We start from the raw sequence: 25,212 nt of genomic DNA on the forward strand, positions 1-25,212 counted from the left end.
TGCCTCCTTAGTACCGGGCGTTATTTCCCGGGAAATGCTAGTAGCGAAAATAAGTGTCAAGAAAACTGGCGATGTGATTTTGATATTGGTTCGGATCCACCCAGTAACTCTCTGCGTGCGCGGCACCGGGGACCAGCCACAGGTCTTTGGGCCCACCCGCGGCCGCAAAGTTTTCGCGACCCATAAACGTGGGCACGTAGGTGTCTTCCTGACCGTGAATCACTAGCAGTGGCAGTTTACTGCGGCTGAGCGCCCCCGCCACGTCGACCGCCTTAAAGAAGTAGCCAAGGCGGCGGTAGTTGATCAGGCTCGCCAACGGAACAATGGGCCGCCGGGGAAGGTGAAAGACGTGTTTGAGTACGTAGGTGAATTCGCCGTCCAGACTGGAATACCCGCAGTCTTCCACCACGGCTTTGACCTGCGACTGCAGGTGCTTTTCGCCGCTCACGAGACTGACCGTGGCGCCACCCATGCTCGTACCGAACAAGAGGATGGCTACCTCGCTGCCCAGATGGGCAACAATCTGGTCGATCCAGCGGAGGTAGTCCAGGCGGTCGAGCCAGCCAAAACTGATGTAGTTACTGCCCGAGCCGCCGTGGCCCCGGTCGTCCGGCATCAAGACGTTGAAGCCCATCCGGTGGAACATACGCGCATAATTACTCATGGTGATACCAGTGCCCTTGTAGCCATGGCCAATCACCACGGCTTTGTGACTGCCTCGACACGGAACCCACAGGCACTCAGGCGTTCACCATCGGGCGCTTCCTGGTGCCACACGGCGAGGTCGGGCCGCATTTTGACCCAGTTGACGTCGGTGTAATAGTCTGGCGCATACTTGAGCATGGTGGCGCCGGCGTTAGGAATGTAGTCGATGCGCTTGAAGGCGAACTGGTAAAACTTCTCGGCGGTTGCTGCCAAGGCACCAGTCGCAATTAGGGGCACACTCAGTCCCACAATGGTACGAGTCTTCATCGTTATGCCATCCTTTCCGTGACGATTACTAATAAGCACATTATACCTTAACGGGCGGTGGTGACGCGTGCACCAGTCGTGTATAATTGTTGTGATAATAAGAGTGGATTAGCGGAGGAAATATGTCAAAACTGAAATTGTTTGCGTTGAACAGCAACGAACCGCTTGCTGAAAAGATTTCCCAGTCAGTCGGCGTACCGTTGTCAAACGCGAGCGTCAAGCACTTTGCGGATGGCGAAATTCAAATTGACCTGGAAGAAAGTGTCCGGGGCGCTGATGTGTACGTCATTCAGTCCGTGTCGGATCCGGTTAACGAAAACTTGATGGCACTGCTGATTATGATTGATGCACTCCGGCGGGCTAGTGCGCACCAGATCAACGTGGTCATTCCTTACTATGGTTACGCCCGTGCCGACCGGAAGGCCCGCTCCCGTGAGCCCATTACGGCCAAACTGGTAGCCAACATGCTGGAAATGGACGGATCCGCCCGGGTGATTGCCGTCGACCTCCATGCAGATCAGGTTCAGGGTTTCTTTGATATTCCCGTGGACCACCTGAATGCGCTCGGTTTGTTGGCCAACTACTTCATTGACCATGGTATTAACGACAACGTGGTGGCTATCGCCCCGGATCACTCTGGGACTAAGCTGGCACGGAAGTTAGCGGAACACCTCGACGCCCCGCTGGCAATCGTTGATAGCCGTCCTGGTGACGAGAACATCGGTGTTATCGGTGATGTGGAGGGCAAGACCGCCATCATCGTGGACGACATGATCGACACGGGACAGCGCATCGTAGAATCCGTTGAGGCTTTGCGGGAGCACGGGGTCACCGACATTTACGCTTGTGCGACCCATGCGGTGCTGTCCGCTGGCGCCAGTGAACGGTTGTCCAAGCTTGGGTTGAAGAAGATCGTGGTAACGGATACGATTGATATTCCCGAAGAGGATCGCCTCGACAACATGGTCATCATTTCCGTGGGTGACTTGATTGGTCGGGCCATTACCCTGATTAGTAAGAACGAATCGATCCATCCACTGTTTGATTAGTAGTAACAAGAATAATAATCAGTAGGCCGCCACGGGACGTCATCGTGGTGGCCTATTTGCATCTTGGCGCAGCCAGACGCCTACTGGGGGACGAACTGGTTAATAATTACAATAATCTAATCATATTCTCAAAAAAATGTGGTACAACTATAGTTAATTGATTTGCGGATCCGAATGATTCGGGTCGGTTGCCGATACCGTCGTGGCCGTTATGGCACCACGTGCACACAATAGGGGGAATACTCATGGCAAAAGCACAACCATCAGATTTTGATTGGAGCAAACTAGGTTTTGGTTATCATGACCTACCGTACCGTTACCGCGCTTACTACAAGGACGGCAAGTGGTCCCAGGGTGGGTTGGAAGAAGACTCATACTTGCAGGTGAGTGAAGCCGCCCAGGCCTTCCATTACGGTCAGGAAGTCTTTGAAGGTTTGAAGGCCTACCGCCGCAAAGACGGAGGTGTGAACGTCTTCCGCCCGGATATGAACGCTAAGCGGATTAACACGTCAGCTGACCGGCTGAAGATGCCACACGTGCCCGAAGAGATGTTCCTGGACGCCGTTAAGCAGGTCGTCAAGGCCAACCAGGACTTTGTGCCACCCTACGGTACGGGTGCCACGTTGTACCTGCGTCCCTTCTACTTTGGGACGACACCAATGGTTGGGGTGCACCCGGCTGATGCTTACACCTTTGAAATCTTTGCTACCCCAGTCGGGGCCTACTATCCAGGTGGTCTGACGCCAACTTCCTACGTGACGAGTGACTATGATCGGGCAGCCCACGGTGGGACTGGTGCGGCCAAAGTTGCCGGCAACTACGGCTCCAGTCTGCTCCCTGGCGATATTGCCCACAAAGGTGGCTACTCGGATGCCGTCTACTTGGATCCCAGGTTACACGAAAACATTGAGGAACTAGGTGGGGCCAACTTCTTTGGCATCACCAAGGACGGTCGCTTCCAGACGCCGAAGTCACCTTCCATTTTGCCATCCATTACCAAGTTCTCCCTCCTGGAACTTTCTAAGGAGTTTGGGCTGATTCCCGAACAGACGACTATCAGTATTTACGACCTCGACAAGTTCAGTGAAGCCGGCGCGATGGGGACGGCGGCGGTCATCTCGCCAGTGGGTTCCATTACGCACCATGGTCACAAGCACGTGTTCTACTCCGAAACCGAAGTGGGGCCGTACACGACCAAGTTGTACAACCGGTTGACCGCCATCCAGTTTGGCGACGAAAAGGGTCCTGATGGCTGGGTTGTGGACGTGCCGTTGAAGTAAAAGTTATTGGCTGACCCCCAAGTGTGTCAGGTCACGTGGTTGGCGATATTTGAACGAGTATGTGCAGTGCGCTTCCGCTGAGGGAGCGCATTTTTGTTACCCTTTTCCGTATAAAAATGCGTGTCACCCTTGCCGGGTCTACATATTAGTGATAATATATTTAAGTCGTGAACGTCACGACAAGTTCCATGGGCGGTTAGCTCAGCTGGCAGAGCACCGGACTCTTAATCCGGGTGTCCAGGGTTCGATCCCCTGACCGCCCAGCATATTTCCAGTAGTTAGTGTTGGTAGTTGCGTAAGTAGCTACCAACACTTTTTTTATTACAGAAACCAGCGTAATCATTCTGGGCCGCCAATTGATCCAGGAATTGGGGGCAAATCACTCCCCCAAGACAGAAAGCACCGACCACGCGGCTGTTAGCCATCTGTTTGGTCGGTGCTTTTTAGTGGCTTTGGTGAATATTATGATTTACTCGGTAGTTACCTAAGGTATTGGTTGAAGAATGATTCAAGCTTATCAAACGGACTTAAGGTGCGGTTAATACCACCATCATTGAGTTCAGTGTGGTACGACTAATCTTTTTTTTATAACGATATTTGTCCGTAATGGGTTAGGCGTATTACTCACATTCGAGGGGCTCATTATCCCCCAGTGCTGGTAGTGACTTAGTATTCCGACCGTTACGGCCACGGTTGAGCACGAAAATGTACATTATATGGAAAAATACCAGACGTTTTTTTTCCCATTGCGGAACGGTTTATCCAAAGGCTACAAGATCGATTGACGGATTAAATTGCCATTGTGGCGGGAGGTTGTTGACTCCTCGGCAGACGCAGAGGAGTTCTTTTATGGTTACGTCAATGGCGATGTTGTTGTATGTTAGGAGTATTGCGACGCGTAGCGTATGATGCTGTCACGACGAAACGGAGGTTTACATAGAGTGGACGAACTATTTGAAAAAGCACCGGTACCCAAAGTTTACATGCAACTGGCACTCCCAGTCGTGGTGGGGATGGTTGCCAGCATGGTGTACAACCTCGCTGATACCTTCTTCATTGCCAAAACGGGCAACGCCGACCTGGTGGCGGGCGTGGCGCTGGGAGCGCCGTTATTTTCGTTCATGTTGGCCCTGGGTGACATCTTTGGCCTCGGCGGGAGCGCGTTACTCTCGCGGCTCATGGGCAAACATAGCTACGCCGAGGTGCGCCGCGTTAGTAGCTTTTGCTTCTACGCGGCTATCGGTCTGAGCCTGGTAGTGACCGCCCTCATGCTCGGCTTTGAGCGGCCCATCTTGACGCTACTTGGGGCCACGGCAGCCACGCGTCCGTACGCGGGGGCCTTCTACCAGATGCTGGTCGGTGGTGCGGCCTTCATCATCGTGTCCCTCGTGCCCGGGAACATCATCCGGACGGAGGGGATGGCCCGGCAATCGATGATAGCGACGATGGCGGGCACCATCTTTACCATCATCCTGGACCCGATCTTCCTGTTTGTGCTGCACTGGGGGGCCGGCGGTGTTGGGTTGGCCAACGTTATTGGTTACGTATTGAACACGGGGTTACTAGTGTGGTTCATGGCCACCAAGTCCCACTACCTCAGTTTAAGTGTACGGGCCGCACACATTGACCGCACGGCACTCTGGGAGGTCATCGCCATTGGGATTCCTGCATCGTTGACCAACTTCATGCAAAGTTTCGGCACGATGCTGCTGAACCAGCACCTAGCGCCATACGGGGCGAACGCAGTGGCGGCGATGGGCATCGCGCAGAAGGTCTACATGATCGTGATGCTGATCATGGTCGGCTTTGCCTTTGGCGCCCAGCCGCTCGTGGGGTATAACTATGGTGCGCACAATCGCGAACGGCTCCGGGCCATTTTGCACTATGATTTCAAAGTTGAAGTGGTCTACGCCGTCGTGTGCGCGGTGGTCTTGATGCTGGCGGCGCGGCCCGTCTTGCGATTATTCATGAACCAGCCAGCAATCGTGACCATGGGTAGCCAAATGTTGCGGGCACTGCTACTCACGACACCGTTCGTCGGGGCGATTCTGGTGTTCACGACGGTGTTCCAGTCAACCGGGCAGTCTCTGGGGGCGTTGGTTATGTCCATTTCGCGGCAAGGGGTCATCTTTGCCGTCGTCATGTTGGTGTTGCCGCGCCTGATGGGCTTCAACGGAGTAATTTGGGCCCAGGCGGCCGCTGACGTGCTGACCTTCCTGGTTGGGCTCGTATTGTACCGGCGCAGCAAGATTTTGGCGTAGCGGGGATCCACTTTCTGTAAACACCAGTTGTCAACGTTGTGACGCCGAATTACGGTCACCGCAGGGTATTTTGGTCAGGAAACGGCGGTGCTGGCCAGCACCCACCGCGACTTTTGGGGCGCCCCGTACGTTTACGTTATGAACGCCTATATTTTCTCATTGAACGTACCACTTACATCGCAGTAGCGCGCCTGTGCCGCCAATTTAGTGAAAAATAGGTGACTTATTACCAATAATTACCATTATTTATTGTGGTAGCGTTTACTATCACCTGTAAGGTCGCTAAAATTAAGGTAATCGCACGTATCACGGTGCTTGCCCCTGGTGGCACCCGCCCTACGTGGAGGCGACAGGGGGCTACTCGATGTATCGTTACTTTGTACAGCCACAAATTGATAAATTTAACGCAGCAGTGACTGGTTATGAGTTGTTTATGAAGCAATATACTGAAAATGGCTGGCGGCCACCGGCGGATTTTACCAAACTGCCAACCGCGATCATTGCCGACGAGTTACTCAAAGTTGCGGACCGGTTGTCACTCAAGATGAAGTACGTCGCAGTGAACCTGAACCGCGTACAGTTGGTCAAACCGGAAGTGACTGCGGCCGTCATCGCCGTGCAGAACCGGGTGCGGCCCTTGCGAATCGTCGTCGAGATAACGGAAGACCGGTCCGACCCCGTTGTCCCGATGGGGGCGGTCCGCGCGGCCTTCCAACAGTTATACGCGCGCGGGATTGAAATTAGCTTGGATGACGTCGACTGTGGTGAGAATACCGAGGTGACGTCAGTACCGCTCTTACCGTTTGTCGATGAGATCAAGTTTGCCATTCAGAACTTTGATCAGGGGTTTGCGAACCCAATCGTGCCGCGGCGGATTTCGTTCTGGACGAGTGTGGCCCATCAAAACCACCTCCGCTTTGTGCTGGAAGGTATTGAGGACCGACACGATGACCAGGTGGCCGACCGCATGGGTATTGAGTACCGGCAGGGTTACTATTATGGGCGTCCGCACTTGTTGCGGCTCGCAGCTAGCGATCCGCGGTAAGGATCTGGTCCCGGCGAGTAAAGCACAACCATTATTCATTCAGCATATAATCAAGTAGGCGCGAGCAGAAATTTGAAAATTCCTGCTCGCGCCTGCTTTGTTTTACTGAAGGATGGCCGCGCCGCCCCCGCAATGTGAAGGGGTGCGTTGCGACGCACAAACCGCTGTGGCCAAAAAAAAGCGTTAACGGCATAGGACATATTTTTTCATAGGCGCCATTTTGGGTAGCAGCGTTGATGCACTGCGATGGTTCTGGTGGTGCCTATTTTGCTTTCTATACATCAATGCCGGTGGGGTGGGGTTTAGCGCGGATGGCGGCGCTATTTTGCAATAGGTCCTATGCTGCTTTTGGGGAAAACGCCGCCATTTTTCTACGCGGCCGCTGCTTGGTATCCGCGATGGGGAACTGGGGGTCATGCAAAGGGGGTACCCACCACGCGGGTGCCTCCTTCTGGGTGTTATTCGTATAAGTACCCCGCGGCTCGCAGTGAGGCGCGGATGGCGTCAAGCTGGGGCTGATCCTGGTACAAAATGGTGTGCGAGTGCACGCCGCTAGTCAGTTCCGATAGCAGGTGTCCCTTTTGCGCGGCCATCTTGGCGACAAAGAGTTTGATGTCGCCTGGCGTGCTAATGTTAAGTTCACCGCGCAACACCCCGTAAAGCGGGTGGTCAACGATCACGTCACGAATGATACCACCCTTGTCGATGATGCGTTGCATCTCGTCCGCCGTATCCGCGGGGAGGTGGCGGCAAACGATCAGCGCCTCGTTCGCGTTAACGTGGTTGTATTGGTAACCCGCGGGGGTGGCGATGATGTCTTCACCCCGTGCGCGTAGTAAGGCGACGTCGCGACGATCGTTTGCCGGCTGACATTCAGGCGCCGGGCGATTTGGGTGGCGCTGATGGGTGCACTCGCGTTGCTAATGAGCCCCTGGATAAAGGTGCGGCGATCGGTTTTGTTCATGATGAGTTCCTCCGTGTGTTGGCAGTATTACTGCTTGAATAGCCTGAACGTTATGTATCTGTGTGGGTCACCACAGACGGTGATTAGTGGTACAATTACGAACAATGGCGCGGGGTGTCAAGACACCTTAACACCCCGGAAAAGGATGGAAACATGCGGAATTTAACTTTACTAACGGATCTATACGAGTACTCGATGGCCAACGGTTTTGAGCCGAGTTGCCGCCCACCCGCGCTACCTTTGACGTATTCTTTCGCCAGGTCCCAGACCAGGGGAGCTTCGTGGTGGCTGCGGGGCTCCAGCAGGTGGTGCAGGCGCTGAATAACTTTCATTTCGACGAGGATGACTTGGCTTACCTGCGCTCGCTGGACTTGTATAATGAGCGGTTTTTAACCATGCTCAGAACCATCAAGCTGGATTGCACGGTGCAGGCGGTGCCGGAGGGGCTACCGGTCTTTCCACGGGAGCCGCTCATGACCGTTACTGGTCCCATCGCGCAGGCGCAAATGCTTGAGACCCTAATACTAAATATACTAAATCATCAGTCGTTGATTGCAACTAAATCGCGGCGAATTAATTTTGCGGCAGCTGGCCGGCCCGTTATGGAGTTTGGGGCGCGGCGGGCGCAGGGTCCGGATAGTGCCGTATACGGGACGCGCGCAGCCGTGATCGGCGGCTGTGGAAGCACGTCTAACGTTCTGGCCGCCAAGATGTTTGGCATCCCCGCGGCGGGGACGATGGCCCACAGTTGTGGAGTCATTCAACAGTGAGCTGGACGCGTTCCGGGCCTGGGCCCGGATGTATCCGGACAACAGCGCGTTGCTGGTGGACACGTATGATGTTTTGGGCTCTGGGGTCCCGCACGCCATCACGGTCTTTAAGGAGTTGGCGGCGGCCGGTCACCAGCCGGTCGGAATCCGCATTGACTCGGGCGACATTACGGCCCTTGCCAAAGCCGCACGGGCAATGCTCGATGCCGCCGGGTTCCCCGAGGCTAAGATCACCGCGTCCAACGCGCTGAACGAGCAGATCATCACGTCGTTGCTCCAGGAGAGCGCCCCCATTGATAATTTTGGGGTGGGTGAAGAGCTGATTACCAGTTCGTCAGCCCCCGTCCTCAGCGGGGTGTACAAGCTGGCGGCTATCGAGCAGGACGGTCAAGTGGTGCCGAAGATGAAACTGAGTGCCAGCAAGGCCAAAGTTACGTTGCCGGGCCGTAAGCAGGTGTACCGCCTGTACCGGCCTGGTGCCCACACCGCCTTTGCGGACGTTATCGCCTTGGCTGACGAGGCGGTGGCCGGTCAGCCGCTGACGGCGGTCAATAGTGACCCGTTAAGTACGCACAAAGAGGTCACGTTAACCGACTATGAGGCGCGCCCGTTGCTGCAGTCCGTGACCTCCGCGGCTAGCGTGGATGATGTCTTTGCGATTCAGCACCGGAGTCAAACGTGGTTACGGGAGTTGCCGGCCCCGGTCTTGCGGTTGGTGAACCCAGACACTTACCACGTGTACTTGGCGCCGCAGTTGGCCCAGCTCCAGGCGGGGCTGCTCCGGGAGTTACGGGGTAACTAACGGTCACCCCTGATGGGTGGCTACCAGGCACAATATTGCCTAGCAGCAAGGGGACGTTTCACGTGGAACGCGGTGTAGTGTCACTTGGTGCCGATAACCAAAAAAAAGCGGCCGTCATCCAGATAGTGCTGGGTGACAGGCCGCTTTTGGCCTAATCAGGTTGAACTGCAACGGACGCGGGCATTACCAAGCATAGGCCTCTGGTGCGGCGCCGACTGGTGGGAAGATCTGGTCGAGTTCTTCCAGTACGTCTGGTGATAGGTGCACGTCCAGGGCGTGGACAGCGGCTTCTAACTGTTCCATCGTGCGTGGGCCGATGATTGGCGCGGTCACCACGGGGTTCTGGAGCAACCAAGCCAAAGCTACGGTCGACTGGGTTTCGCCGAGCTCTTTGCACAGGTCTTCGTAGCGCTGCAACTGTGCCTTGCGGGCCGCGCTGAGCAGCTTGTTCTGGGCCGCGCGCCGGCCGTTTGGGTCCGTTGGGTGCAGAATGTTTTCCGCCAGCTGACCGGACTCTAGTGGGCTCCAAATCAGCATACCCATCCCCAGGTCCTTGATCGTCGGGAGCAATTCAAGTTCTGGTAGCCGGGTCAGCAGGTTGTACTTGTGCTGCTCGGACACTAGGCCCAGGAAGTGGCGGTCGTGTGCGTGTGCAGCGGCAAAGGCAAGGTGACGGGCACCAAAGTTGCTTGAACCCGCGTACAGGACTTTGCCCTGCGCGATAACGTCTTCGTAGGCGCCAAAGATTTCGTCCCAGTTAATGTGGTGGTCAATGTGGTGCATCTGTAGTAATTCCACGTGGTCGGTCTGCAGGCGCCGGAGTGAGTCGTTCAGGCTCCGCTTGAGCTTGTAGGCGGAAACCCCAGCTGGGTCGTTAGGCCCGTAACTCGGGTCGTCCATGTGGTTGTAGAACTTAGTGGCGAGGACGGTGCTCTCACGGCGGCCGTCACCCTTAGCGAACCAGCGGCCAACAATTTCTTCGGTCCAACCAGCGTGCGCGTCAGGGTTGGCGCCCCGGCCATAAACATTAGCAGTATCGAAGAAGTTGATACCTAGTTCCCGAGCGCGGTCCATGATCTTGTCCGCGTCCTCTTCGCTGGTCCGTGGGCCAAAGTTCATGGTGCCCAAGACTAGACGGCTGACCTTCAAACCGGTATGACCAAGTGTTGTATATTGCATAAATGATCCCCCTTTAACGTTCAGTGAAAGTGGCGCCCGTCAAACGGTTGTGGCGCTGATGGCAACAAGCCGGTTATGATTGCGCTTACTTTTAGTATAGCGCAAAAGTAAGCATGCGGTGTAATTAGTTATCAATCTGGACGTGCACGCGCAGGGTAAACAATGGTTGACCAGCTTGGTGAATGCGCTACCATAAGGGTGGCAATACACACAGGACACCAAAGGAGCGTGGAGGCATTTATGGACACTTTAACAACGATTAACCAGCGGCACGCTATTCGCAATTACACGGGTGCAAAGCCAACCACAGAGCAACTGAAGCAGATTCTGACGGCGGCCGAGTCGGCACCGGTCGCAATGGGACAGTTTGAACGGTACCACTTAACGGTGATTGAGGATCCGGACACGTTAGCTGCCATTAATACGGCGGCTGCCGCGGCCTTTCATGGTGATGGAGGCCCAATGCTGTACGGTGCCCCGGTCTTCGTGTTGGTTTCGGTCGACGCTAATGGTGGTGAGTTGAGCAACGCGGATTACTCCAGCGCTGCAATTATCGCGCACACGATGGCGCTAGCAGCCACCGACCTCGGCCTGGGTACGTGCTATATCTGGGGCGCGGTTGCGGGGCTCGTGCAGTCGCCCGACACTGTCGCTCAACTGCAGTTACCGGCCGGCTTTGTGCCAACCTGCGGCATCACGTTAGGGCCAACCACGGAGCAGTACGCACCGCGGCCGGTCGACGAACACCGTATCGGGGTGACACAGCTATAATTTGAAGCTGTTTCACCAAAAACCAGCCCCTCGTTAGCAAAGTATGCTAACGAGGGGCTGGTTTTATCTATGGGAATTTTTTTGATGAGAAAACTATCTGGCACAAAATTACATATATGCAATGTTTGGTTAACTTAGTGCTCAAAATTGCGTGACTTTAGTTTCTTCATCAATTTGGTGAAGGATAATGTTGATGAAATAACAATATTTGTAGTTGAAACAATACTGGGTGATTTTTGGTACTATTTTGTACTCATGGAGGGACCGATTATGAAGTTGAGCGTTAAACAGGCCGCAGTGGTTGGTACTGCGGCAGTTGCCTTAGTTGGTACGGGCTGGATAAATCAAATGCATCGTGTCAGTGCCGATACAGCACAGACAAACCAGATAACAGTCACGCAGGCACAATTAGAGCAAGCACAGGCAAATGTTAACTCCGCAACGGCGGCGGTAACACAAGCTCAGGTAGCGTTACAGCAAGCTCAAGCCAAAGTTAGTAGTTTGACGACGCAACTAGCTGATCAGCAGGCTGAAGTGGCGAAATTGAAGGCCACTCAAGATGATCAGCCAGCAGCGCTGGAAGCGGCACAAGCACAGTTGGCGCAAACACAAGGCGCGCTTGCCGCCGCCAAGCAAACATTAACAGCGGCCCAAAATAACCAAACCAGCAAACAGAACACGTTAGCCCAGGCACAAACATTGCTAAGTCAGGATCAGTCCGCGGTTGCTGCAGCGCAAAAGGAGGTCAATAATCGTCAAACTGCATTGGCAGCGGATGAGAAGGCTCAGACAAATACGACACCAGTCAATGCCACAACGTTGGCTAATGCTAAGCAGAAGTTACGTCAGACTCAGCAGCAAGCCAACCAGGCTGACCAGACTGCTGCTAACAAGGCCACTATTAAGAAGCTAGCCGACCAATCGGTTGCTTCGGCACAACAGGAGGATGTAGCGGCCAAGGCAAAATTGAGTAAGGATCAAGCTAACCTGGATGCGGCACAAGCTAAGTTGAATCAAGTTGACCAAAAGATTGCGGATGCTAACACAACAGTATCGACCGCTGAAAAGACGTTGGCTGCAGAAGAACAGAAGGCAGAGGCACAGTCGTCCGCAAACGTAATTGTGCTGCCGGCCGGTGTGGACCGAACACTATTTAATCGAGGGCTAACTAATGACCAGATTGAGGCAATTTTGGCACCGGGTTTTGACTTAAACGCGGAATTTCATCACAACGAGGCTGATGAGAAGGTGACCACTAATCTAGACAGCCCAGAAATTGAGCGAGAACTAAGTATCTTTGCAGCCAGCTTACTTAACCCATTATGCAAGCAATTGAACTTTAACCAGTGGCAGGTCACCGATTTATCGGTCAAGGTTGCTCAGGATATGGCTGATCAATATGATCAGGACAAGTTTGATATGGGAGCTACGGGTGATCACGATCTTCCAGCATTTGCGAAAGTTGAAAGTGAAAACAATATCCTGGGAATCAGTGAAAGTGGATTACCGTATTCCAATATTGGAGGCGAACCATTTACGTCACTAGATGCTGAAAAGGAAAGCCTCTACTACAGCTTATTGAGTTGTATTTTTAATGATGAGGCTTCGCAGTTTGGTCATACGCACAATGTACTCAATTGGAACACCTTACTTGATGGTCCAAGTGATCAGGTTACGATGTACGAGGGTATCTCACATGACCACGTCGGAGAGACTAGCTACATTTTGTAAATTTTGGTCTTACCAATAATGATTCGCGTATCACTGCGTCATACCCTATTCCCACAGTTGATACTGGTTTAGCGGAACAAATCACCTCGCAGCGTCAGGTGGTAGCACAGGCTAAGCAAGCACAGATTGATGCATCTAATGCTAGATCTACTGCTTTGGCGGCCCAGGCAGATGCTAGCTTTGCGGTTCAACAGGACAATGTTGCGGTGGCTAAGGCCGATTCCTCGCTACAGCAATTTGTTCAAATGCAAACAGCTGCCGCCGAGGATCTAGCTTCAGCACAGAAGCAGCAAGCCGCTGCTCAGGCTGCGATGCAGCAAGCGCAAACAGCACTTGACCAATTACAGGCGCCTGCTGCTACTGATCAGTCGGCCGTCACTCAGGCACAAGCCGCCCTGCAGACTGCTACGGCTGCTTTAGCAACGGCCAAAGCAAAACTATCAGCTGACCAAGCGGCAGTTGATGCGGCGCAACGCGCAACGGATCAAGCACAGACGGCGGTTGCTGCGGCAATTAAAGTCGTTCAGGTAGCAACCGCCGCTCAATCAGCCGCTCAACAGGCGTTGGTTGATGTTGACAATGTGGGTGAAGCGTTACCGGATGCTGAAGCAAAACAAACAGCACTCGCTAATAGTCTGGAGGATGCTAAAATTGCGCTGGCCAGCACAACTGTCGAAGCCCAAGCGGCCCAGAACAAGCTGGATCAAGCACAAACAAGGCTGGCATTGATGCGGGTCGTGGATACGACGGCACAAAAGGTCAGCCCGTTAGTGGTCAAGCCAGGCAAATCTAAGCAGGCACCAGCGTCAAACGAACAGGTTCAAGGTAATGCTACTACTGGTGCAAATGCAACAGCCACTGAGCGAGAAGTCCACGTTACGCAAGTACAACACGTGGGTAGTGCGGGTGTACCGATACGTACTATCAATAAAGCCGGGACAATTCCGGTTGGTAGCACCAAGACTATAGCAAAAAGCACAACGGTGACGCATCATCAGCAGCAATTCCCACAAACTGGTGATACTGCCAGTGCGACATTAGCCATGGTTGGTTTAGCATTAATGAGCTTACTGGGTATCGGGATGACTAAGCGGCGTCGTGTCTAAAAGTTCACGTGAAACAAGTTTAAAGTAAAGACGCTCCCACCACGTTCCCAATACGGGGATGTGGTGGGAGCGTCTTGGTTTAATCTGTCCGCTACGGTTAGTCTTGGTGCAAGTCCCGCATCCACGCCAGCGCGATAGCCTTGGCGCCCAGGTGGGTACCGATGGCCGGCCCAAAGTAGGACCGTTGGATGCGGACATCGGGAAACTGTTGCTGCAGACTGTGTTGCCAGTCATCCCCAGCCTGGGGATCGTTACCGTCGATGACCCACGCGCGTAATGGGTAGTCCGCGTCCTCTTGAGCTTGCGCAAACAGTGTTTCCACGTGACGGTAAGCGCGGGGCAGGGTGCGCACCTTGTCCGCCACCACGATTTTATGGGTGGTGTCATCAAAAGTAAGCAGGGGTTTGATGCGCAACATGCTACCCAGGATACCTGCGGTGTTGCTCAGGCGCCCACCCCGCACGAGGTGCTGCAGGTCGTTCACGATGAAGTACTCACCGGTTGAAGCACGCAGGATGTCCAGTTGGTGGATGATCTCATCCACGCTCGCGCCCGCCGCGGCCATCCGTCCGGCGGTCAACACCATCTCGCCCATGAGGATGACCGTGATCTGGGAATCATACACGATGATGTGCTGATCGGTGGTCTCCCGTGCGAGGGCACTCACGGTACTGTTGATCCCAGAAATCGTGGCGGATAGGTAGATGTTGATGACGGTATCGTACCCCTCTGCGAGCAGCTGGTGGTGAATGTCGATCACGTCACCTAACCGCGGCTGCGAGGTGTGCGGGAACTCTTTGGCCGTTTTTAGGTGCGCGTAGTACTCCGAAGTGGTAATGTCGACCCCCTCGTTGTACGTCGTTCCGTCAATGATCACCGGGGTCGTGGCGACGCGAATGGGGAGGTCACCAATCTGCTCCGGTGTGATGTAGGCGGTACTGTCGGTAACAATTGCAATCTTCATGTGGGCACCCTTCTTCTTTGCAGCTAGTCACTGTAAGTCTACATGCAAAGGGGAAAGGTGTCCAACCGTAACCAACGCGGTGTCAGCGGCGCAACTGTAGTCACCCGCCCGGATTTGGGCTATGCTAGTGGTAACGATTACAAGGAGGACTGCTACGTATGCTGAATGTTGCTTATATTGGTAATGGTAAGAGCACCAACCGCTACCACTTGCCGTTTGTGCTCCAACTCAAGGACCAGTTTCACGTTAAGACGATCTATTCACCAAGCGGGCGCATCCGTTGGGCCAAGATTGATGGGGTGCACTACACGACCGACCTCAATGATATTTACGGTGACGATAGTATTGATTTAGTGGTGGTGACGACGCCGAGCCGGTTCCACTACGCGACGGCCAAGGATGTCTTGGCGCACGGCAAGAACGTGCTGGTGGAAAAGCCGTTCACGGAAACGTCCGCGCAAGCGCGGGAGTTGTTTGATCTCGCCCATGAACGCGGACTGTTCATCCAGTGTTACCAGAACCGGCGCTTTGATTCTGACTGGTTGACCGTGCAAAAGGTGATCAAGAGCGGCGTGCTGGGTGACCTCTTTGAGTTGGAATCCAATTACGATTACTACCGGCCGTACGTGCCCGAGCAGGCGACTAGCTTCAGCAAAATTGATAGTTTTCTGTACGGCCACGGGTGCCACACGCTCGACCAAATCATCAGTTACTTTGGGCACCCGGACCGGACCCATTACGACGTTCGGCAGTTGCTGGGCCCCGGTCGCATGAACGATTACTTTGATATCGATATGTATTACGGTCGGACCAAGGTGCGCGTGGCGTCGAGCTATTTCCGCGTGCAAGCACGGCCGAGTTTCGTGGTTTATGGCCGGCGGGGGATGTTTACCAAAGCCGCAATGGACCGGCAGGAGGTGGACTTGAAGCACTTTTACATGCCAGACCACGACGACTTTGGCCTGGATCGGCCCGAAGATTACGGGACGCTCATCTACTATGATGATGACGGTCAATACCACGAGGAGAAGGTGCCCACGGTGCGGGGCGATTATAGCCGTGTGTACGCGGGCATATACGCCACGTTGGCCCAAGGCGCGCCGAAGATCGTCCGGGACGAGGAAACCATTGAACAAATTTCGATGCTGGAAACGGGTATCCAGCAATGTAAGTAATAGCGCAAAGTGATTGAGACGGCGTACGTCATCCTGTCGGGTGGCACGCCGTCTTTTTAGTGGGGTGGAGCCAGCAACAGGTTGCTTATACGAACATATGTTCGTATAATAAGGGTATCAACTCGTTGGAGGTGATGGGGATGTCTAAGCAACGACGCTACGGGTTACTAGATATGTACACGGCGGTGACACCAGGGCTGGTCCAGGACTTCTTTGCCCACCAATACCGTGATCGGGGGATGAAGAAGTGGCAGGGTTACTACCTGAGTGACCATACCAGTGCGCTGAATAAGATGCACCAACGCTACATGCATCCGGAGCAACCGCTGTCCGAGCAGAGTACGCTGTACGTCACGACCATCCTCGATGAGGGGTTTCGTAATGGTCGTGAGGTGACCGTGCAGACCCGCCACGTGGATACGAATGGCCAATTAGACGAGATGTTTTCCGGCATGGTGGATGGCTATGAGGATAACGATGTGTTTATCGACGGTCGGCGGGTAGCCATCGACGATATCCGTCATGTCTGGATCACACTGGCAGGCGATCCCGAAGTAGGGGGTGTGCGTGATGGTCAGGCAGCAACAGGCTGATGATGCGGCGGTCGACACGGTCGCACACTTAGCGGAAAACGCCGTGTTGGCCAAGTACCCCGAGATGATTACCACGTTGGATAGGCCCCCAGCAGTACGGGGATACGTACTGTCGCTGTACATTATGGCGGCAACCTCCACGGCGCAGCTCGTGTTGGGTGAGGTGGTTGATGCCAGCTTAGTGCCACCCACGGAAAAGTTTATTCCCATCACGTTGGCAACGCGCCAGCAAACCCTGGCGGGTGTGATGTACTACGCGAACCTGTACCATGATCGTTTTCGACGGGAATACCAGACCATGGTCCAACGCCTAACTAAATGGCGGCGTGAACACGGCGTGGATGGGTAGGCCGTAGCCTGATGACCGTTATCTTGAAAAAAATGTGCGCAACCCCTTGCGTGGCGGGCGTATGCATGATAATATATTTAAGTCGTCAAGGCGACAGGCAGTAACATGGGCGGTTAGCTCAGCTGGCAGAGCACCGGACTCTTAATCCGGGTGTCCAGGGTTCGATCCCCTGACCGCCCAGCAAATATCGGCGAGAACCTCATCAGTTTTGACTGGTGGGGCGCTTTTTTTTATTCGGGCTGATCGCTAGATGGTGGTGGCCAGGTTATCAATTACTTAGTACGTGTACGGACAATGGACCTGGACGTAATGGAGGTTGAATACGCAATGGTGACGGATATTTTTGTCGTACTGGTAGCACTCGAAGCACTTTTCATTATGGGGCTAGAAATATTTGGGACCCAGACGGCAATGGCACGGCGGGCGTTTGGGCTGTCCCGGGAGTATCTCGCCACGAGGACGGCACGGTCGGCGATGGCTAATCAGGGACTCTATAATGGTTTTGTCGGCGTAGGTCTACTGTACGCGCGTTATGGCCTCACCGGGGCGGCTGCGTACCGTATGCAACTCGTCTTTGTGGGTTTCGTCGTGGTCGCCGCCATCTTCGGTGCGCTGACGGCTAATAAGCAGATTATTTTGACCCAGGGTAGTCCGGCGATTGTGGCGTTGCTGCTGTTACTACTATTGCATTAATAGTACCGGCCGCAAGCGGATTGATAGGTGGTCAATGGCTGTTGCGGTTACTTGGACGAATATTTAGGTGGTACGTACTAACCGGCGGTCCATGGGCAGCCGGTTTTTTTGGTGGGCGCAGTACTGCGGGCGGATTTCAGCGCGTCGTGGTGCCTGTCAGTGGTGACGGAACAAAGTTTCTTGGACGTAACCGTACTGCAAGTAAGAATAATTAGTTATAATGTTATGTTAAACGGTAGCAATTTATTGGGTAACGTCACTGTGCAACTAGCTGGGAGTGAGCGTATGGGTACGGAACAAAGTACATATTTACAGCGACTGGGTCAATTCTTCCATGATGTCCGCGTGGGCCGTGGGGTCAAGCTACGGGAAGCGGCGGGTGACTGGTCGGTATCCACGTTGTCGCGCTTTGAACGCGGTGAGCACGATATTAGTGCGGATAAGGGCGTGGAACTGATGGCCCGGTTGGGGTTAGAGGATACTGACTTTTTGTCATTCTATAACCGGCAGCCGGGCAACTTGCCGGTGCTTGCTATGGACGCGGCGCTGTCGTACGAACCGGCAATGGTGGTGCGTCGCCGCGCCGCGTACTTTGCGGAGCACCCGGAACGAAATACGCTTACTTCAGTAGTGGCGACGTGTCTGAACGCGGCGGAACATTGGCGGGAGCCGGACTTCCGGTTTAGTGACGCGGAAGAACAGCTTTTAGCTGACCGGCTGGCCGTACCCGAACACTACGCATTCTTGGAAGTGGCGATGCTTAAAGTAATCGGAGGTCCGGCAAGCCATGAACTGTTGACCTTGCTGTGGCAGCGTATTGAACGTATGGGGCCGAAGTGGCCGTATTACGGAATAAGGCTACTTATGGTGTGGCTCGGTGCAATCATGGATCGGGATATGCCCCTCATTGACGGAATTGAGGCCAAGCTGACACCTATCTTTACGCATTACGCAGAGAATAAATTTACCCTCGAGTACCTACCAAACTGGGCGTATGGCCAAGCTGCCGTGCGGTGGTTGCGGGACCCGACGGCGGCCAATGCAGCCCGTATCCAGCAATTGATTGACGATTTAATGGTGATGGGCGCCGCTGATGATGCCCACTGGTTTAACAATATGTTTACCCGGATGCAGCACGCACACGTGCGCCATAACGACACCCTGGTTGATCACCCACTGACGCTGGCCGTCAGCCATACTTTAGGGCAGTTACTGCAAAATCAGCGGCATTACTTTGGCCTTAGTTTACGGGATATTAGTCAGGGATTTAGCGTTAGCGCTTTGCGCCGTTTCGAAGCTGGAGCAACGCAAATTGCGTTTGCTGGTTTGATGCGCTTGATGGGGTCGTTGGGCTTGCAGCCATCACAGTATTTTACGTATTTGGGACGCACTGACCGTCATCCTTTGGGGGTGATTGGGTTGCGAGCGACGTATATTAGACTCAAACATTACGTTCCTGATAGCGAACAACCAGCACCAGTGGTAATTTGTCAGCAATTTGTTTTACAAATACCAGAGAAGCCGCAGTCAGTGTTATCGGTACAGATGCTTGTGTTGTACACAGTCGCCGGTTTAGCGCTGCCCGTTGAAATTAGCGGGGGGTTACAAGCTATATTCACGTTATTAATGCAATCGAACCAGTGGCAAGTAATGGAAATGTTGGCCGCGCAAGCGCTTGTCCATTGGTTGGCGCCGGAGCAAATCGTGCCGTTGTTTCAGCATGGACACCGGCTCCTGGTGAAGTCGCCGGAAATGTTGGGCGGCACCTATTTCTTTGAGGGCCTCAATTACGCATTAGTGCATGTGACCAAGACTAGCCCGCACGGTGTGGCCCGCATGTTTCTCAAGCAGTTTGACTGGTTACCGCGGGGGGCGAACTTCACGCCGGGTGCGTGGACGGCCACCGGTTCGTGGTTGTTTGCCCGCGCGTTGATATCGCCTGGGCCAAAAGCCATGGCTGCGTGCCGTTCGTTTGTAGCGCGGTCGCGGCGGGTCGGGCACCTTGATGCGGTGGATGCGATGCAGGAATCATGGGGCGATCTCGTTCCGGAGGCGTTATTTAAGCGGGAATGTTGAAGTGCATACGAGCATTTGGCGTAAAGGTAGGGGTTGTAGCATGGTCGAGACTGCAAGTGATTACTTACAACGATTAGGTAAATTCTTCCATGACATCCGTGTTGGTCGTGGTGTGACGTTACGCGCAGCGGCGGGCAACTGGTCGGCGTCGACATTGTCGCGCTTTGAGCACGGGGAACAAGACATTAGTGCTGTCAAAGCCGTTGACCTAATGGCCCGATTGGGGTTGGAGGATACCGATTTTCTGGCGTTCTACGAGGCACAACCGGGTAATTTTCCGTTGACGGTGCTTGACGATGCGCTCGCTCATAATGTTAAAAGTGTGGTGAAACGGCGCAAGGCTTACTTCGTTGAGCATCCCGAGCACAACACGTTGACACAACTGGCGGCGGTCCTGTTAGATGCTGCCGAGCATTGGGGACAACCAGATTTTCGGTTTAGTGATGCGCAGGAACAATGCCTCGCCGACCGGTTAGCGTTGCCCGAACATTATATGATGCTAGAAATTTCCATTCTGAAAGTTGTAGGTGGCCCGGCGAGTCACGAATTGTTAACTTTGTTATGGCAGCGGATCGAACGGTTGGGCCCCAAATGGCCACTTTACGGGATTCGGTTACTCATGGTGTGGTTGGGTGCGATTATGGATCGTGATATATCCTTGGTCGATGCCATTGAGGCCAAGTTGAAGCCCATTTTTACGCACTATTGGGACAATAAGTTTACTTTAGAGTACTTACCAAACTGGACCTATGGTGAAGCCGCGGTGCGGTGGTTACGGGAGCCAACAGTAGCTAATGAAGCGCGTGTTCACCAAATGGTGGATGATTTGATGGTTATGGGCGGTGTGGATGATGCCCGCTGGTTTAAGAACATGTTTGCCCGGATGCAACACGCGCGGGTTTACCACAACTACAGCATCGTTGATCATCCCATGACGATGACGGCCAGCCACACCATTGGTGAGTTGCTCCGTAACCAGCGTCAGTACTTTGGCCTCACGCTACATGATATCAGCCAGGAGTTTAGTGTTAGTGCGCTACGTCGTTTTGAAACGGGGGACACACAGCTTGCGTTTGGTGGATTAACACGGCTCCTAGGTGCATTGGGACTACAACCCTCACAATTTTTCACTTATTTGGGGCGCACGGATAATCATCCGTTAGGGGTGATAGGGCTACGGGCAGCGTACGTCAAGCTGAGCCAGTTTGCACCATCGATTAGGTATCCTGGGCCTATGGCGGTGTGCCAACAGTTTGAGTTGGAAGTGCAGGATAAACCGACGTCCATATTAAGGGAGCAAATGTTTATTCTTTACACGCTGGCGGGCGTAGGGGACCCGCCAACAATGCGGCGTGATGCGGATCGCGTCTTCGCGCTACTAATGCAGTCCGACTTGTGGAAGATTATGGAACTGATGGCGGTACAGGCATTGGGTTCGTGGTTGACCCCCGCGCAGATGATTCCGTTGTTCCAGCATGGCCGTCGTATATTGGACAATTCCCCGCAATTTTTATTGGGTCGGGGTCACTTCTTTGACGGATTAAATCGCTCGTTAGTGCGTCTGGTTAAAGCCGATAATAAGGAAGACGCGCATGAGTTCTTACAGCAATTAGATTGGTTACCCCACGGACAAAACGCGTCACCAGAGCCTGGACGGCTATAGGATCATGGCTCCTTGCTTTAATGTTGGTGGATGGTGATGCCAAAGCCGCGGCGGATTGCCGCGTATTCCTGAAGCGTACTCGCCGTGTGGGACACTTGGATGCCATCGATACGCTGAAGCAACTATGGTCAGGCTTGGTACCCACTGACTTTTTTTGCATAAGCGTAAAAATAAGGATCAACGGCAATTACGCTGTTGGTCCCTATTTTCGCGGTGCTATGATTGGTGGTGCTGGTCTTTTAACTCCGTTGACAGCTTTTGTAGGGTTGCCTGAAAGGAATCATCGGGGTCAATATGATTATGCTCCAGGCGGGCTTGCCACCATTGGTTACGGATGGCGATAATCTCCGGGATGATGGCTTCCCCAGCGGTGGTAATGTGGATGATGTTAGTCGTTCGGTTGTCTGGCGACTGGGTTTGCGACACGTAGCTGTCCGTACTGAGGCGGTGGACTTCGCGGGCAATCTGCCCCTTGTTGATGACGAGGGTGCGCGCCAGGTCGTTTTGACTACTATCTCCCTGCTGGTGTAGCAGTAAGAGGATGTAGGCGCTGGTGGCATTAAGCCCCATTTTTTTTGTAACGGGACAGAACGTCACGTTGAAACGCACGGTGAATGATGGAAAAGCTCTGGGCAAAGTCGCCAGGGAAAGTATCTAAGGCCACAATAATTCCTCCTGCTGGTCGTTTAATATGTTTATCATAGCAGTTTTAACGCCAACGGGGACATATTTATACGTAGTGGTGGTTGCTTCAGCGTGGCGCAAATATTTCCCGGGAAATAAATCTGAAAGCGCTTGAATTGCATGCGCACCTATTGTAGTGTGAGGTTAACCGCTTTCGCTAGTGGTGCAAAGACATAATGTATGGGGGTATCACGATGAAGAAAGCCGTTATTTTCGATATGGATGGCGTGTTAGTCGACAGTGAGCAGTACTACTTTGACCGGCGGATGCACTTCTTCCACAAATTGGGGTTGGAACCACAAAACGTGCAGTTGAGTGATTACCTCGGTTTGGGTGACGACGAGGGCTGGGTGCAGCTCTTCCCTGACGAGGCGCAGCGGGAGAATGCCCAGGCCGAGTTTGCCAAGTATGAAGCTAAGCACCCAGTTAACTACGCGCCACTGTTGAACCCCGGGGTGAAGGAAGTGCTCGAGTACTTACAAATTAATGGTTATAGCATTGCCTTGGCGTCGGCTGGCGTCACGGCCCACATTAACCGGATGTTAGAGCAGTGCCAGCTCAAGGGTTACTTTGACGTAGTGGAGTACGGTGAAAAGTTGAGTCACAACAAACCGGACCCAGAAATTTACGTTAACGTCGCGCAGAAACTCAACGTTCAGCCGGAAGAGTGCGTGGTGCTCGAGGATAGCGTCAACGGAATTCAGGCGGCTAAGCGTGCCCACATGGAGACGTGGGCGCTCAAGCCGCGGAAGTACGTCATCGACCAGACCCGTGCTGATGCCATTTTGCCGGATATGGATGCCGTTTTGACTAAGCTGAAGGGGCTGACGCGTAACGCGAAATAGGCTGCTGCAGCCGGGACGGGTTAGTGTAAAATGATGGTAGCACGACCATTACATTGCAGTCGCCACGTGCTGACGTCGGGCGGACTGGCTTATTTGGAGGGGTTACTATCTTTTATACGATCTGTGCCATCATTACAGCTCTTAGTAGCATTCTTAGCCTAGGCTTTGCTTGCTTTGCACTCATGTCGGTGCCTAATGATGGGTCCGCCGCGCGGAATAACGCGTTGTACAGCTTTTCGCGTAGCGTCGCCATGGCGCTTATTTGCTGCGGCGTGTTCACGTTTCATAACCTTGCCTACCTGGCGGCGGTCAGCATCATGATGATCGTGGTGGCCGGAATCGACGGGGTGATTGGCCGCAAGATCAGCAAGTTGCGTACCTGGTTACCATGGGGTATGGCCGTGGTGAACCTCGTAGTGCTGCTGATGGTGTACGCCCACTTTTTTTTGAAATATGGATCAGAAAAAAACTCTGGGGTGATTGGCCCCAGAGTTTTTTTTGGTGAAATTATGCGCGGACGATACGGTCGATGGCAGCTAGCTCATCATCACTAAACTGCGTGTTGTCGACGGCCTTGAGATTGTCCTCCAGGTGTGCCGTGTTGGTGGTGCCAATCACCACGCTGGCGACAACGGGGTCGTGGAGCAACCAAGCTAGTGCCATCTGGGCGAGGGTCTGGTGCCGGGCCGTGGCGATGGCGTTGAGATCGTTCAGCTTCTTGGTGGCCGCATCGAGTCCGTGGGCGAAGATGTGTTTGTTGGTCGGGTGGATCGGGAAGTCTGCCGGAATGCCATCCAGGTAACGGCCACTGAGCAGCCCTTCCGCCAGTGGGCCGTACGCAACGACCCCGACACCACCTTGACGCAACGTGTCTAGGAGGCCCGTATCCTCGACGTTACGGTTCAAAACGTTATAGCTCATCTGATCGAGCACAAACGGCGTACCCAGTTCTTTGAACAGTTGGATGGCCTTTTGGGCTTGCGCGGTTTCAAAGTTGGAGACGCCAATATAGAGCGCCTTCCCGGACCGCACTACGTCATCCAGCGCCCGGACGGTCTCCGCCAGTGGCACCGTATCGTCGAATCGGTGGGCGTACAGAATGTCGACGTAATCCAATTGCAGACGGGTGAGCGAGTCATCGATGCCCTGCAGGATGGCTTTGCGTGAGGTGCCATCGCCAAAGGGGCCGGGGTGGATCTCATAGCCAATCTTGGTGGCAATGACCAATTCATCACGGTAAGGGCGCAGGTCATGAGCTAGAACCTGGCCCAGTAACGTTTCACTGCTACCTTCGTCGCCATCGCCGTAGTGGTTAGCCACGTCAAAGTGGAAGACACCACGGTCAAAGGCGTCGAGAATCAGCTGCCGCCGGTCCGCCAGGGGGTCGGCCGAACTAAAGTGGTGCCAGAGACCCAAGGACACAGGTGGGAGCACCAACCCGCTGTGGCCAGCGGGACGTGGAGCGCAATGGTCGTATCGGTTTGCATCAGCTTTGTACATCGTTATTCCTTCCTTTCCCGTACATAAACAATGTACCATAATTTGTTGGTAAGGCTTACATTGATTGGTGTAATTTAATTTATAGGCTGCATACTGGCCACGGGCTGTGTGGCGGACACTGCGCCTTAAGGTAAAGTTTATGCTTGTGGTGATTTAATGAAGTTTTCGTCAAGGCTACTTCACAACTCCTGGGCATACTATAATAAAAGTATGTTCTGATATTAGGGAGCTGATGACAGATGGATGCAACGAGTGAACAAACGCAACGGTACTACGTGGTGGTACCAGGGAAGCTGCCAGCGCCGTTTCAGGCGTTGTACGCGGTCATGGACGGGCAACTGTGCATCCTGCCACAAACCTTCCTGGTGCGCCGCCCAGAGGCAATCAACGCCTGTAAATTCAGTGCAGAGGATATTGAGCGGTACGGTCTAACTGGCTGTACGCGCCATGCGGTTACGGGCGATGAGTGACGCTCTGGTTATCCTACTAGTATTAATCGTGACGGCGGCCGTCGCGACGATATTGTGGCTGAGCGCTTACCCCATAGTTGCGGTGGTGGTGGGTGTAATTGGTCTGGCAATTTGCTGGATCATCGGCCGGGCGTAGGTCGAGTGGGTGCGTCACCGTAATGGTTGTTTAGTGCGCAGTGGTGCTGTGCGCTTTTGTTCATAAATGTTGATTTTATGCTGTTGTTAGCGGTTACTTTGCGCTATAATTGGGTTAACGAGATGACGTGGTAC

At 53.7% G+C, this 25,212-nt stretch carries 23 protein-coding genes, 2 tRNA genes and 2 pseudogenes; 20 read left to right on the forward strand and 7 right to left on the reverse strand.

Annotation, left to right across the window (positions count from 1 at the left end; translation table 11 throughout):
• Positions 1-37: 37 nt before the first annotated feature.
• A pseudogene (locus JCM13996_RS05785) lies at positions 38-972 on the reverse strand (alpha/beta hydrolase).
• Between the two features lie 122 nt (positions 973-1,094).
• Between JCM13996_RS05785 and JCM13996_RS05790 the strand changes: the two are divergent.
• From JCM13996_RS05790 to JCM13996_RS05810, 5 genes are all read left to right on the forward strand, one after another.
• Positions 1,095-2,021 (forward strand): ribose-phosphate diphosphokinase, encoded by a 927-nt coding sequence (locus JCM13996_RS05790; protein ID WP_054750371.1) that lies wholly within the window; start codon positions 1,095-1,097, stop codon positions 2,019-2,021.
• Between the two features lie 245 nt (positions 2,022-2,266).
• On the forward strand, positions 2,267-3,301 hold the full coding sequence (locus tag JCM13996_RS05795) for a branched-chain amino acid aminotransferase (protein ID WP_054750373.1): 1,035 nt from the start codon (positions 2,267-2,269) through the stop codon (positions 3,299-3,301).
• A 190-nt stretch (positions 3,302-3,491) separates the two neighbouring features.
• Positions 3,492-3,564, forward strand: a tRNA-Lys gene (locus tag JCM13996_RS05800).
• 678 nt (positions 3,565-4,242) lie between these two features.
• Entirely contained in the window at positions 4,243-5,562 is a 1,320-nt protein-coding gene (locus tag JCM13996_RS05805; protein ID WP_054750375.1) for an MATE family efflux transporter, read from the forward strand.
• A 364-nt stretch (positions 5,563-5,926) separates the two neighbouring features.
• Positions 5,927-6,607, forward strand: coding sequence for an EAL domain-containing protein (locus JCM13996_RS05810; protein WP_054750377.1), 681 nt, complete (start codon positions 5,927-5,929; stop codon positions 6,605-6,607).
• Between the two features lie 458 nt (positions 6,608-7,065).
• On the opposite strand, the gene JCM13996_RS11740 is transcribed toward JCM13996_RS05810, so the two are convergent.
• Positions 7,066-7,326: a 3H domain-containing protein gene (locus tag JCM13996_RS11740; protein WP_263848874.1), complete on the reverse strand. Its 261-nt coding sequence runs from the start codon at positions 7,324-7,326 to the stop codon at positions 7,066-7,068.
• A gap of 38 nt (positions 7,327-7,364) precedes the next feature.
• A complete protein-coding gene (locus JCM13996_RS11745; protein WP_225353499.1) occupies positions 7,365-7,571 on the reverse strand; it encodes an HTH domain-containing protein in 207 nt (68 codons plus the stop codon).
• A gap of 153 nt (positions 7,572-7,724) precedes the next feature.
• Here JCM13996_RS11745 and JCM13996_RS05820 point away from each other — a divergent pair.
• Positions 7,725-9,143: pseudogene (locus tag JCM13996_RS05820) on the forward strand (nicotinate phosphoribosyltransferase).
• A 183-nt stretch (positions 9,144-9,326) separates the two neighbouring features.
• On the opposite strand, the gene JCM13996_RS05825 reads toward JCM13996_RS05820, so the two are convergent.
• On the reverse strand, positions 9,327-10,322 hold the full coding sequence (locus tag JCM13996_RS05825; protein WP_054750379.1) for an aldo/keto reductase: 996 nt from the start codon (positions 10,320-10,322) through the stop codon (positions 9,327-9,329).
• A gap of 240 nt (positions 10,323-10,562) precedes the next feature.
• Between JCM13996_RS05825 and JCM13996_RS05830 the strand changes: the two genes are divergently transcribed.
• The 3 genes from JCM13996_RS05830 to JCM13996_RS05840 all read left to right on the forward strand — a co-directional run bounded on the left by JCM13996_RS05830 (position 10,563) and on the right by JCM13996_RS05840 (position 13,930).
• The gene (locus JCM13996_RS05830) at positions 10,563-11,093 is read left to right on the forward strand and encodes a nitroreductase family protein (protein ID WP_054750381.1); all 531 of its coding nucleotides are present in this window, start codon (positions 10,563-10,565) and stop codon (positions 11,091-11,093) included.
• Between the two features lie 147 nt (positions 11,094-11,240).
• Positions 11,241-12,824, forward strand: coding sequence for an SEC10/PgrA surface exclusion domain-containing protein (locus tag JCM13996_RS05835; RefSeq protein WP_082383849.1), 1,584 nt, complete (start codon positions 11,241-11,243; stop codon positions 12,822-12,824).
• Positions 12,825-12,922: 98 nt separating this feature from the next.
• Positions 12,923-13,930, forward strand: a complete 1,008-nt coding sequence (locus tag JCM13996_RS05840; RefSeq protein ID WP_054750385.1) for an LPXTG cell wall anchor domain-containing protein — start codon at positions 12,923-12,925, stop codon at positions 13,928-13,930.
• A gap of 97 nt (positions 13,931-14,027) precedes the next feature.
• On the opposite strand, the gene JCM13996_RS05845 is transcribed toward JCM13996_RS05840, so the two are convergent.
• Positions 14,028-14,894 (reverse strand): DegV family protein, encoded by an 867-nt coding sequence (locus tag JCM13996_RS05845; RefSeq protein ID WP_054750387.1) that lies wholly within the window; start codon positions 14,892-14,894, stop codon positions 14,028-14,030.
• A 158-nt stretch (positions 14,895-15,052) separates the two neighbouring features.
• Between JCM13996_RS05845 and JCM13996_RS05850 the strand changes: the two genes are divergently transcribed.
• From JCM13996_RS05850 to JCM13996_RS05880, 7 genes are all read left to right on the forward strand, one after another.
• The gene (locus tag JCM13996_RS05850) at positions 15,053-16,069 is read left to right on the forward strand and encodes a Gfo/Idh/MocA family oxidoreductase (protein WP_054750389.1); all 1,017 of its coding nucleotides are present in this window, start codon (positions 15,053-15,055) and stop codon (positions 16,067-16,069) included.
• Between the two features lie 140 nt (positions 16,070-16,209).
• Positions 16,210-16,662: a hypothetical protein gene (locus tag JCM13996_RS05855; protein WP_054750391.1), complete on the forward strand. Its 453-nt coding sequence runs from the start codon at positions 16,210-16,212 to the stop codon at positions 16,660-16,662.
• Positions 16,640-17,011, forward strand: coding sequence for a hypothetical protein (locus JCM13996_RS05860; RefSeq protein ID WP_054750393.1), 372 nt, complete (start codon positions 16,640-16,642; stop codon positions 17,009-17,011). The genes JCM13996_RS05855 and JCM13996_RS05860 overlap by 23 nt, the downstream gene beginning before the upstream one ends.
• A gap of 107 nt (positions 17,012-17,118) precedes the next feature.
• Positions 17,119-17,191 (forward strand) — tRNA-Lys (locus JCM13996_RS05865).
• A gap of 147 nt (positions 17,192-17,338) precedes the next feature.
• Complete coding sequence (locus JCM13996_RS05870; RefSeq protein WP_173585374.1) at positions 17,339-17,704, forward strand: DUF1304 domain-containing protein; 366 nt, start codon at positions 17,339-17,341, stop codon at positions 17,702-17,704.
• Between the two features lie 285 nt (positions 17,705-17,989).
• Positions 17,990-19,780, forward strand: a complete 1,791-nt coding sequence (locus JCM13996_RS05875; RefSeq protein ID WP_054750395.1) for a helix-turn-helix domain-containing protein — start codon at positions 17,990-17,992, stop codon at positions 19,778-19,780.
• Between the two features lie 40 nt (positions 19,781-19,820).
• Positions 19,821-21,443 carry a helix-turn-helix domain-containing protein gene (locus JCM13996_RS05880; protein WP_054750397.1) on the forward strand — a complete coding sequence of 541 codons (1,623 nt, stop codon included), beginning with the start codon at positions 19,821-19,823 and terminating at the stop codon, positions 21,441-21,443.
• 216 nt (positions 21,444-21,659) lie between these two features.
• Here JCM13996_RS05880 and JCM13996_RS05885 read toward each other — a convergent pair whose 3' ends face one another.
• Positions 21,660-22,013: a MarR family winged helix-turn-helix transcriptional regulator gene (locus JCM13996_RS05885; protein ID WP_054750399.1), complete on the reverse strand. Its 354-nt coding sequence runs from the start codon at positions 22,011-22,013 to the stop codon at positions 21,660-21,662.
• A gap of 308 nt (positions 22,014-22,321) precedes the next feature.
• On the opposite strand from JCM13996_RS05885, the gene JCM13996_RS05890 reads away from it, so the two are divergent.
• Entirely contained in the window at positions 22,322-22,972 is a 651-nt protein-coding gene (locus JCM13996_RS05890) for an HAD family hydrolase (protein WP_054750401.1), read from the forward strand.
• Positions 22,973-23,160: 188 nt separating this feature from the next.
• The gene (locus JCM13996_RS05895) at positions 23,161-23,526 is read left to right on the forward strand and encodes a hypothetical protein (protein ID WP_156321885.1); all 366 of its coding nucleotides are present in this window, start codon (positions 23,161-23,163) and stop codon (positions 23,524-23,526) included.
• Here the strand turns inward: JCM13996_RS05895 and JCM13996_RS05900 are convergent.
• Entirely contained in the window at positions 23,480-24,472 is a 993-nt protein-coding gene (locus tag JCM13996_RS05900) for an aldo/keto reductase (RefSeq protein WP_054750405.1), read from the reverse strand. The genes JCM13996_RS05895 and JCM13996_RS05900 overlap by 47 nt on opposite strands.
• A 239-nt stretch (positions 24,473-24,711) precedes the next feature.
• Here JCM13996_RS05900 and JCM13996_RS05905 point away from each other — a divergent pair, with 239 nt between their 5' ends.
• Both JCM13996_RS05905 and JCM13996_RS10855 read left to right on the forward strand, forming a co-directional pair.
• Positions 24,712-24,942 carry a hypothetical protein gene (locus tag JCM13996_RS05905; RefSeq protein WP_054750406.1) on the forward strand — a complete coding sequence of 77 codons (231 nt, stop codon included), beginning with the start codon at positions 24,712-24,714 and terminating at the stop codon, positions 24,940-24,942.
• Positions 24,935-25,078, forward strand: a complete 144-nt coding sequence (locus JCM13996_RS10855) for a hypothetical protein (protein ID WP_156321886.1) — start codon at positions 24,935-24,937, stop codon at positions 25,076-25,078. Before JCM13996_RS05905 ends, JCM13996_RS10855 begins: the two co-directional genes overlap by 8 nt.
• The last annotated feature ends 134 nt before the right edge of the window (positions 25,079-25,212 follow it).

It is taken from the genome of Lacticaseibacillus thailandensis DSM 22698 = JCM 13996, assembly GCF_001312865.1.
Classification (GTDB): Bacteria; Bacillota; Bacilli; order Lactobacillales; family Lactobacillaceae; genus Lacticaseibacillus; species Lacticaseibacillus thailandensis.

Excerpts from the sequence above, each read along its gene's own strand:
- JCM13996_RS05890 (WP_054750401.1), top strand. The coding sequence starts at position 22,322 with ATGAAGAAAGCCGTTATTTTCGATATGGATGGCGTGTTAGTCGACAGT.
- JCM13996_RS05795 (WP_054750373.1), top strand. The coding sequence starts at position 2,267 with ATGGCAAAAGCACAACCATCAGATTTTGATTGGAGCAAACTAGGTTTT.
- JCM13996_RS10855 (WP_156321886.1), top strand. The coding sequence starts at position 24,935 with ATGAGTGACGCTCTGGTTATCCTACTAGTATTAATCGTGACGGCGGCC.
- JCM13996_RS05790 (WP_054750371.1), top strand. The coding sequence starts at position 1,095 with ATGTCAAAACTGAAATTGTTTGCGTTGAACAGCAACGAACCGCTTGCT.
- JCM13996_RS05875 (WP_054750395.1), top strand. The coding sequence starts at position 17,990 with ATGGGTACGGAACAAAGTACATATTTACAGCGACTGGGTCAATTCTTC.
- JCM13996_RS05870 (WP_173585374.1), top strand. The coding sequence starts at position 17,339 with ATGGTGACGGATATTTTTGTCGTACTGGTAGCACTCGAAGCACTTTTC.
- JCM13996_RS11745 (WP_225353499.1), bottom strand. The coding sequence starts at position 7,571 with ATGAACAAAACCGATCGCCGCACCTTTATCCAGGGGCTCATTAGCAAC.
- JCM13996_RS05855 (WP_054750391.1), top strand. The coding sequence starts at position 16,210 with ATGTCTAAGCAACGACGCTACGGGTTACTAGATATGTACACGGCGGTG.
- JCM13996_RS05850 (WP_054750389.1), top strand. The coding sequence starts at position 15,053 with ATGCTGAATGTTGCTTATATTGGTAATGGTAAGAGCACCAACCGCTAC.
- JCM13996_RS05905 (WP_054750406.1), top strand. The coding sequence starts at position 24,712 with ATGGATGCAACGAGTGAACAAACGCAACGGTACTACGTGGTGGTACCA.
- JCM13996_RS05900 (WP_054750405.1), bottom strand. The coding sequence starts at position 24,472 with ATGTACAAAGCTGATGCAAACCGATACGACCATTGCGCTCCACGTCCC.
- JCM13996_RS05860 (WP_054750393.1), top strand. The coding sequence starts at position 16,640 with ATGGTCAGGCAGCAACAGGCTGATGATGCGGCGGTCGACACGGTCGCA.
- JCM13996_RS05810 (WP_054750377.1), top strand. The coding sequence starts at position 5,927 with ATGTATCGTTACTTTGTACAGCCACAAATTGATAAATTTAACGCAGCA.
- JCM13996_RS05885 (WP_054750399.1), bottom strand. The coding sequence starts at position 22,013 with ATGGGGCTTAATGCCACCAGCGCCTACATCCTCTTACTGCTACACCAG.
- JCM13996_RS05880 (WP_054750397.1), top strand. The coding sequence starts at position 19,821 with ATGGTCGAGACTGCAAGTGATTACTTACAACGATTAGGTAAATTCTTC.
- JCM13996_RS05825 (WP_054750379.1), bottom strand. The coding sequence starts at position 10,322 with ATGCAATATACAACACTTGGTCATACCGGTTTGAAGGTCAGCCGTCTA.
- JCM13996_RS05830 (WP_054750381.1), top strand. The coding sequence starts at position 10,563 with ATGGACACTTTAACAACGATTAACCAGCGGCACGCTATTCGCAATTAC.
- JCM13996_RS11740 (WP_263848874.1), bottom strand. The coding sequence starts at position 7,326 with ATGCAACGCATCATCGACAAGGGTGGTATCATTCGTGACGTGATCGTT.
- JCM13996_RS05845 (WP_054750387.1), bottom strand. The coding sequence starts at position 14,894 with ATGAAGATTGCAATTGTTACCGACAGTACCGCCTACATCACACCGGAG.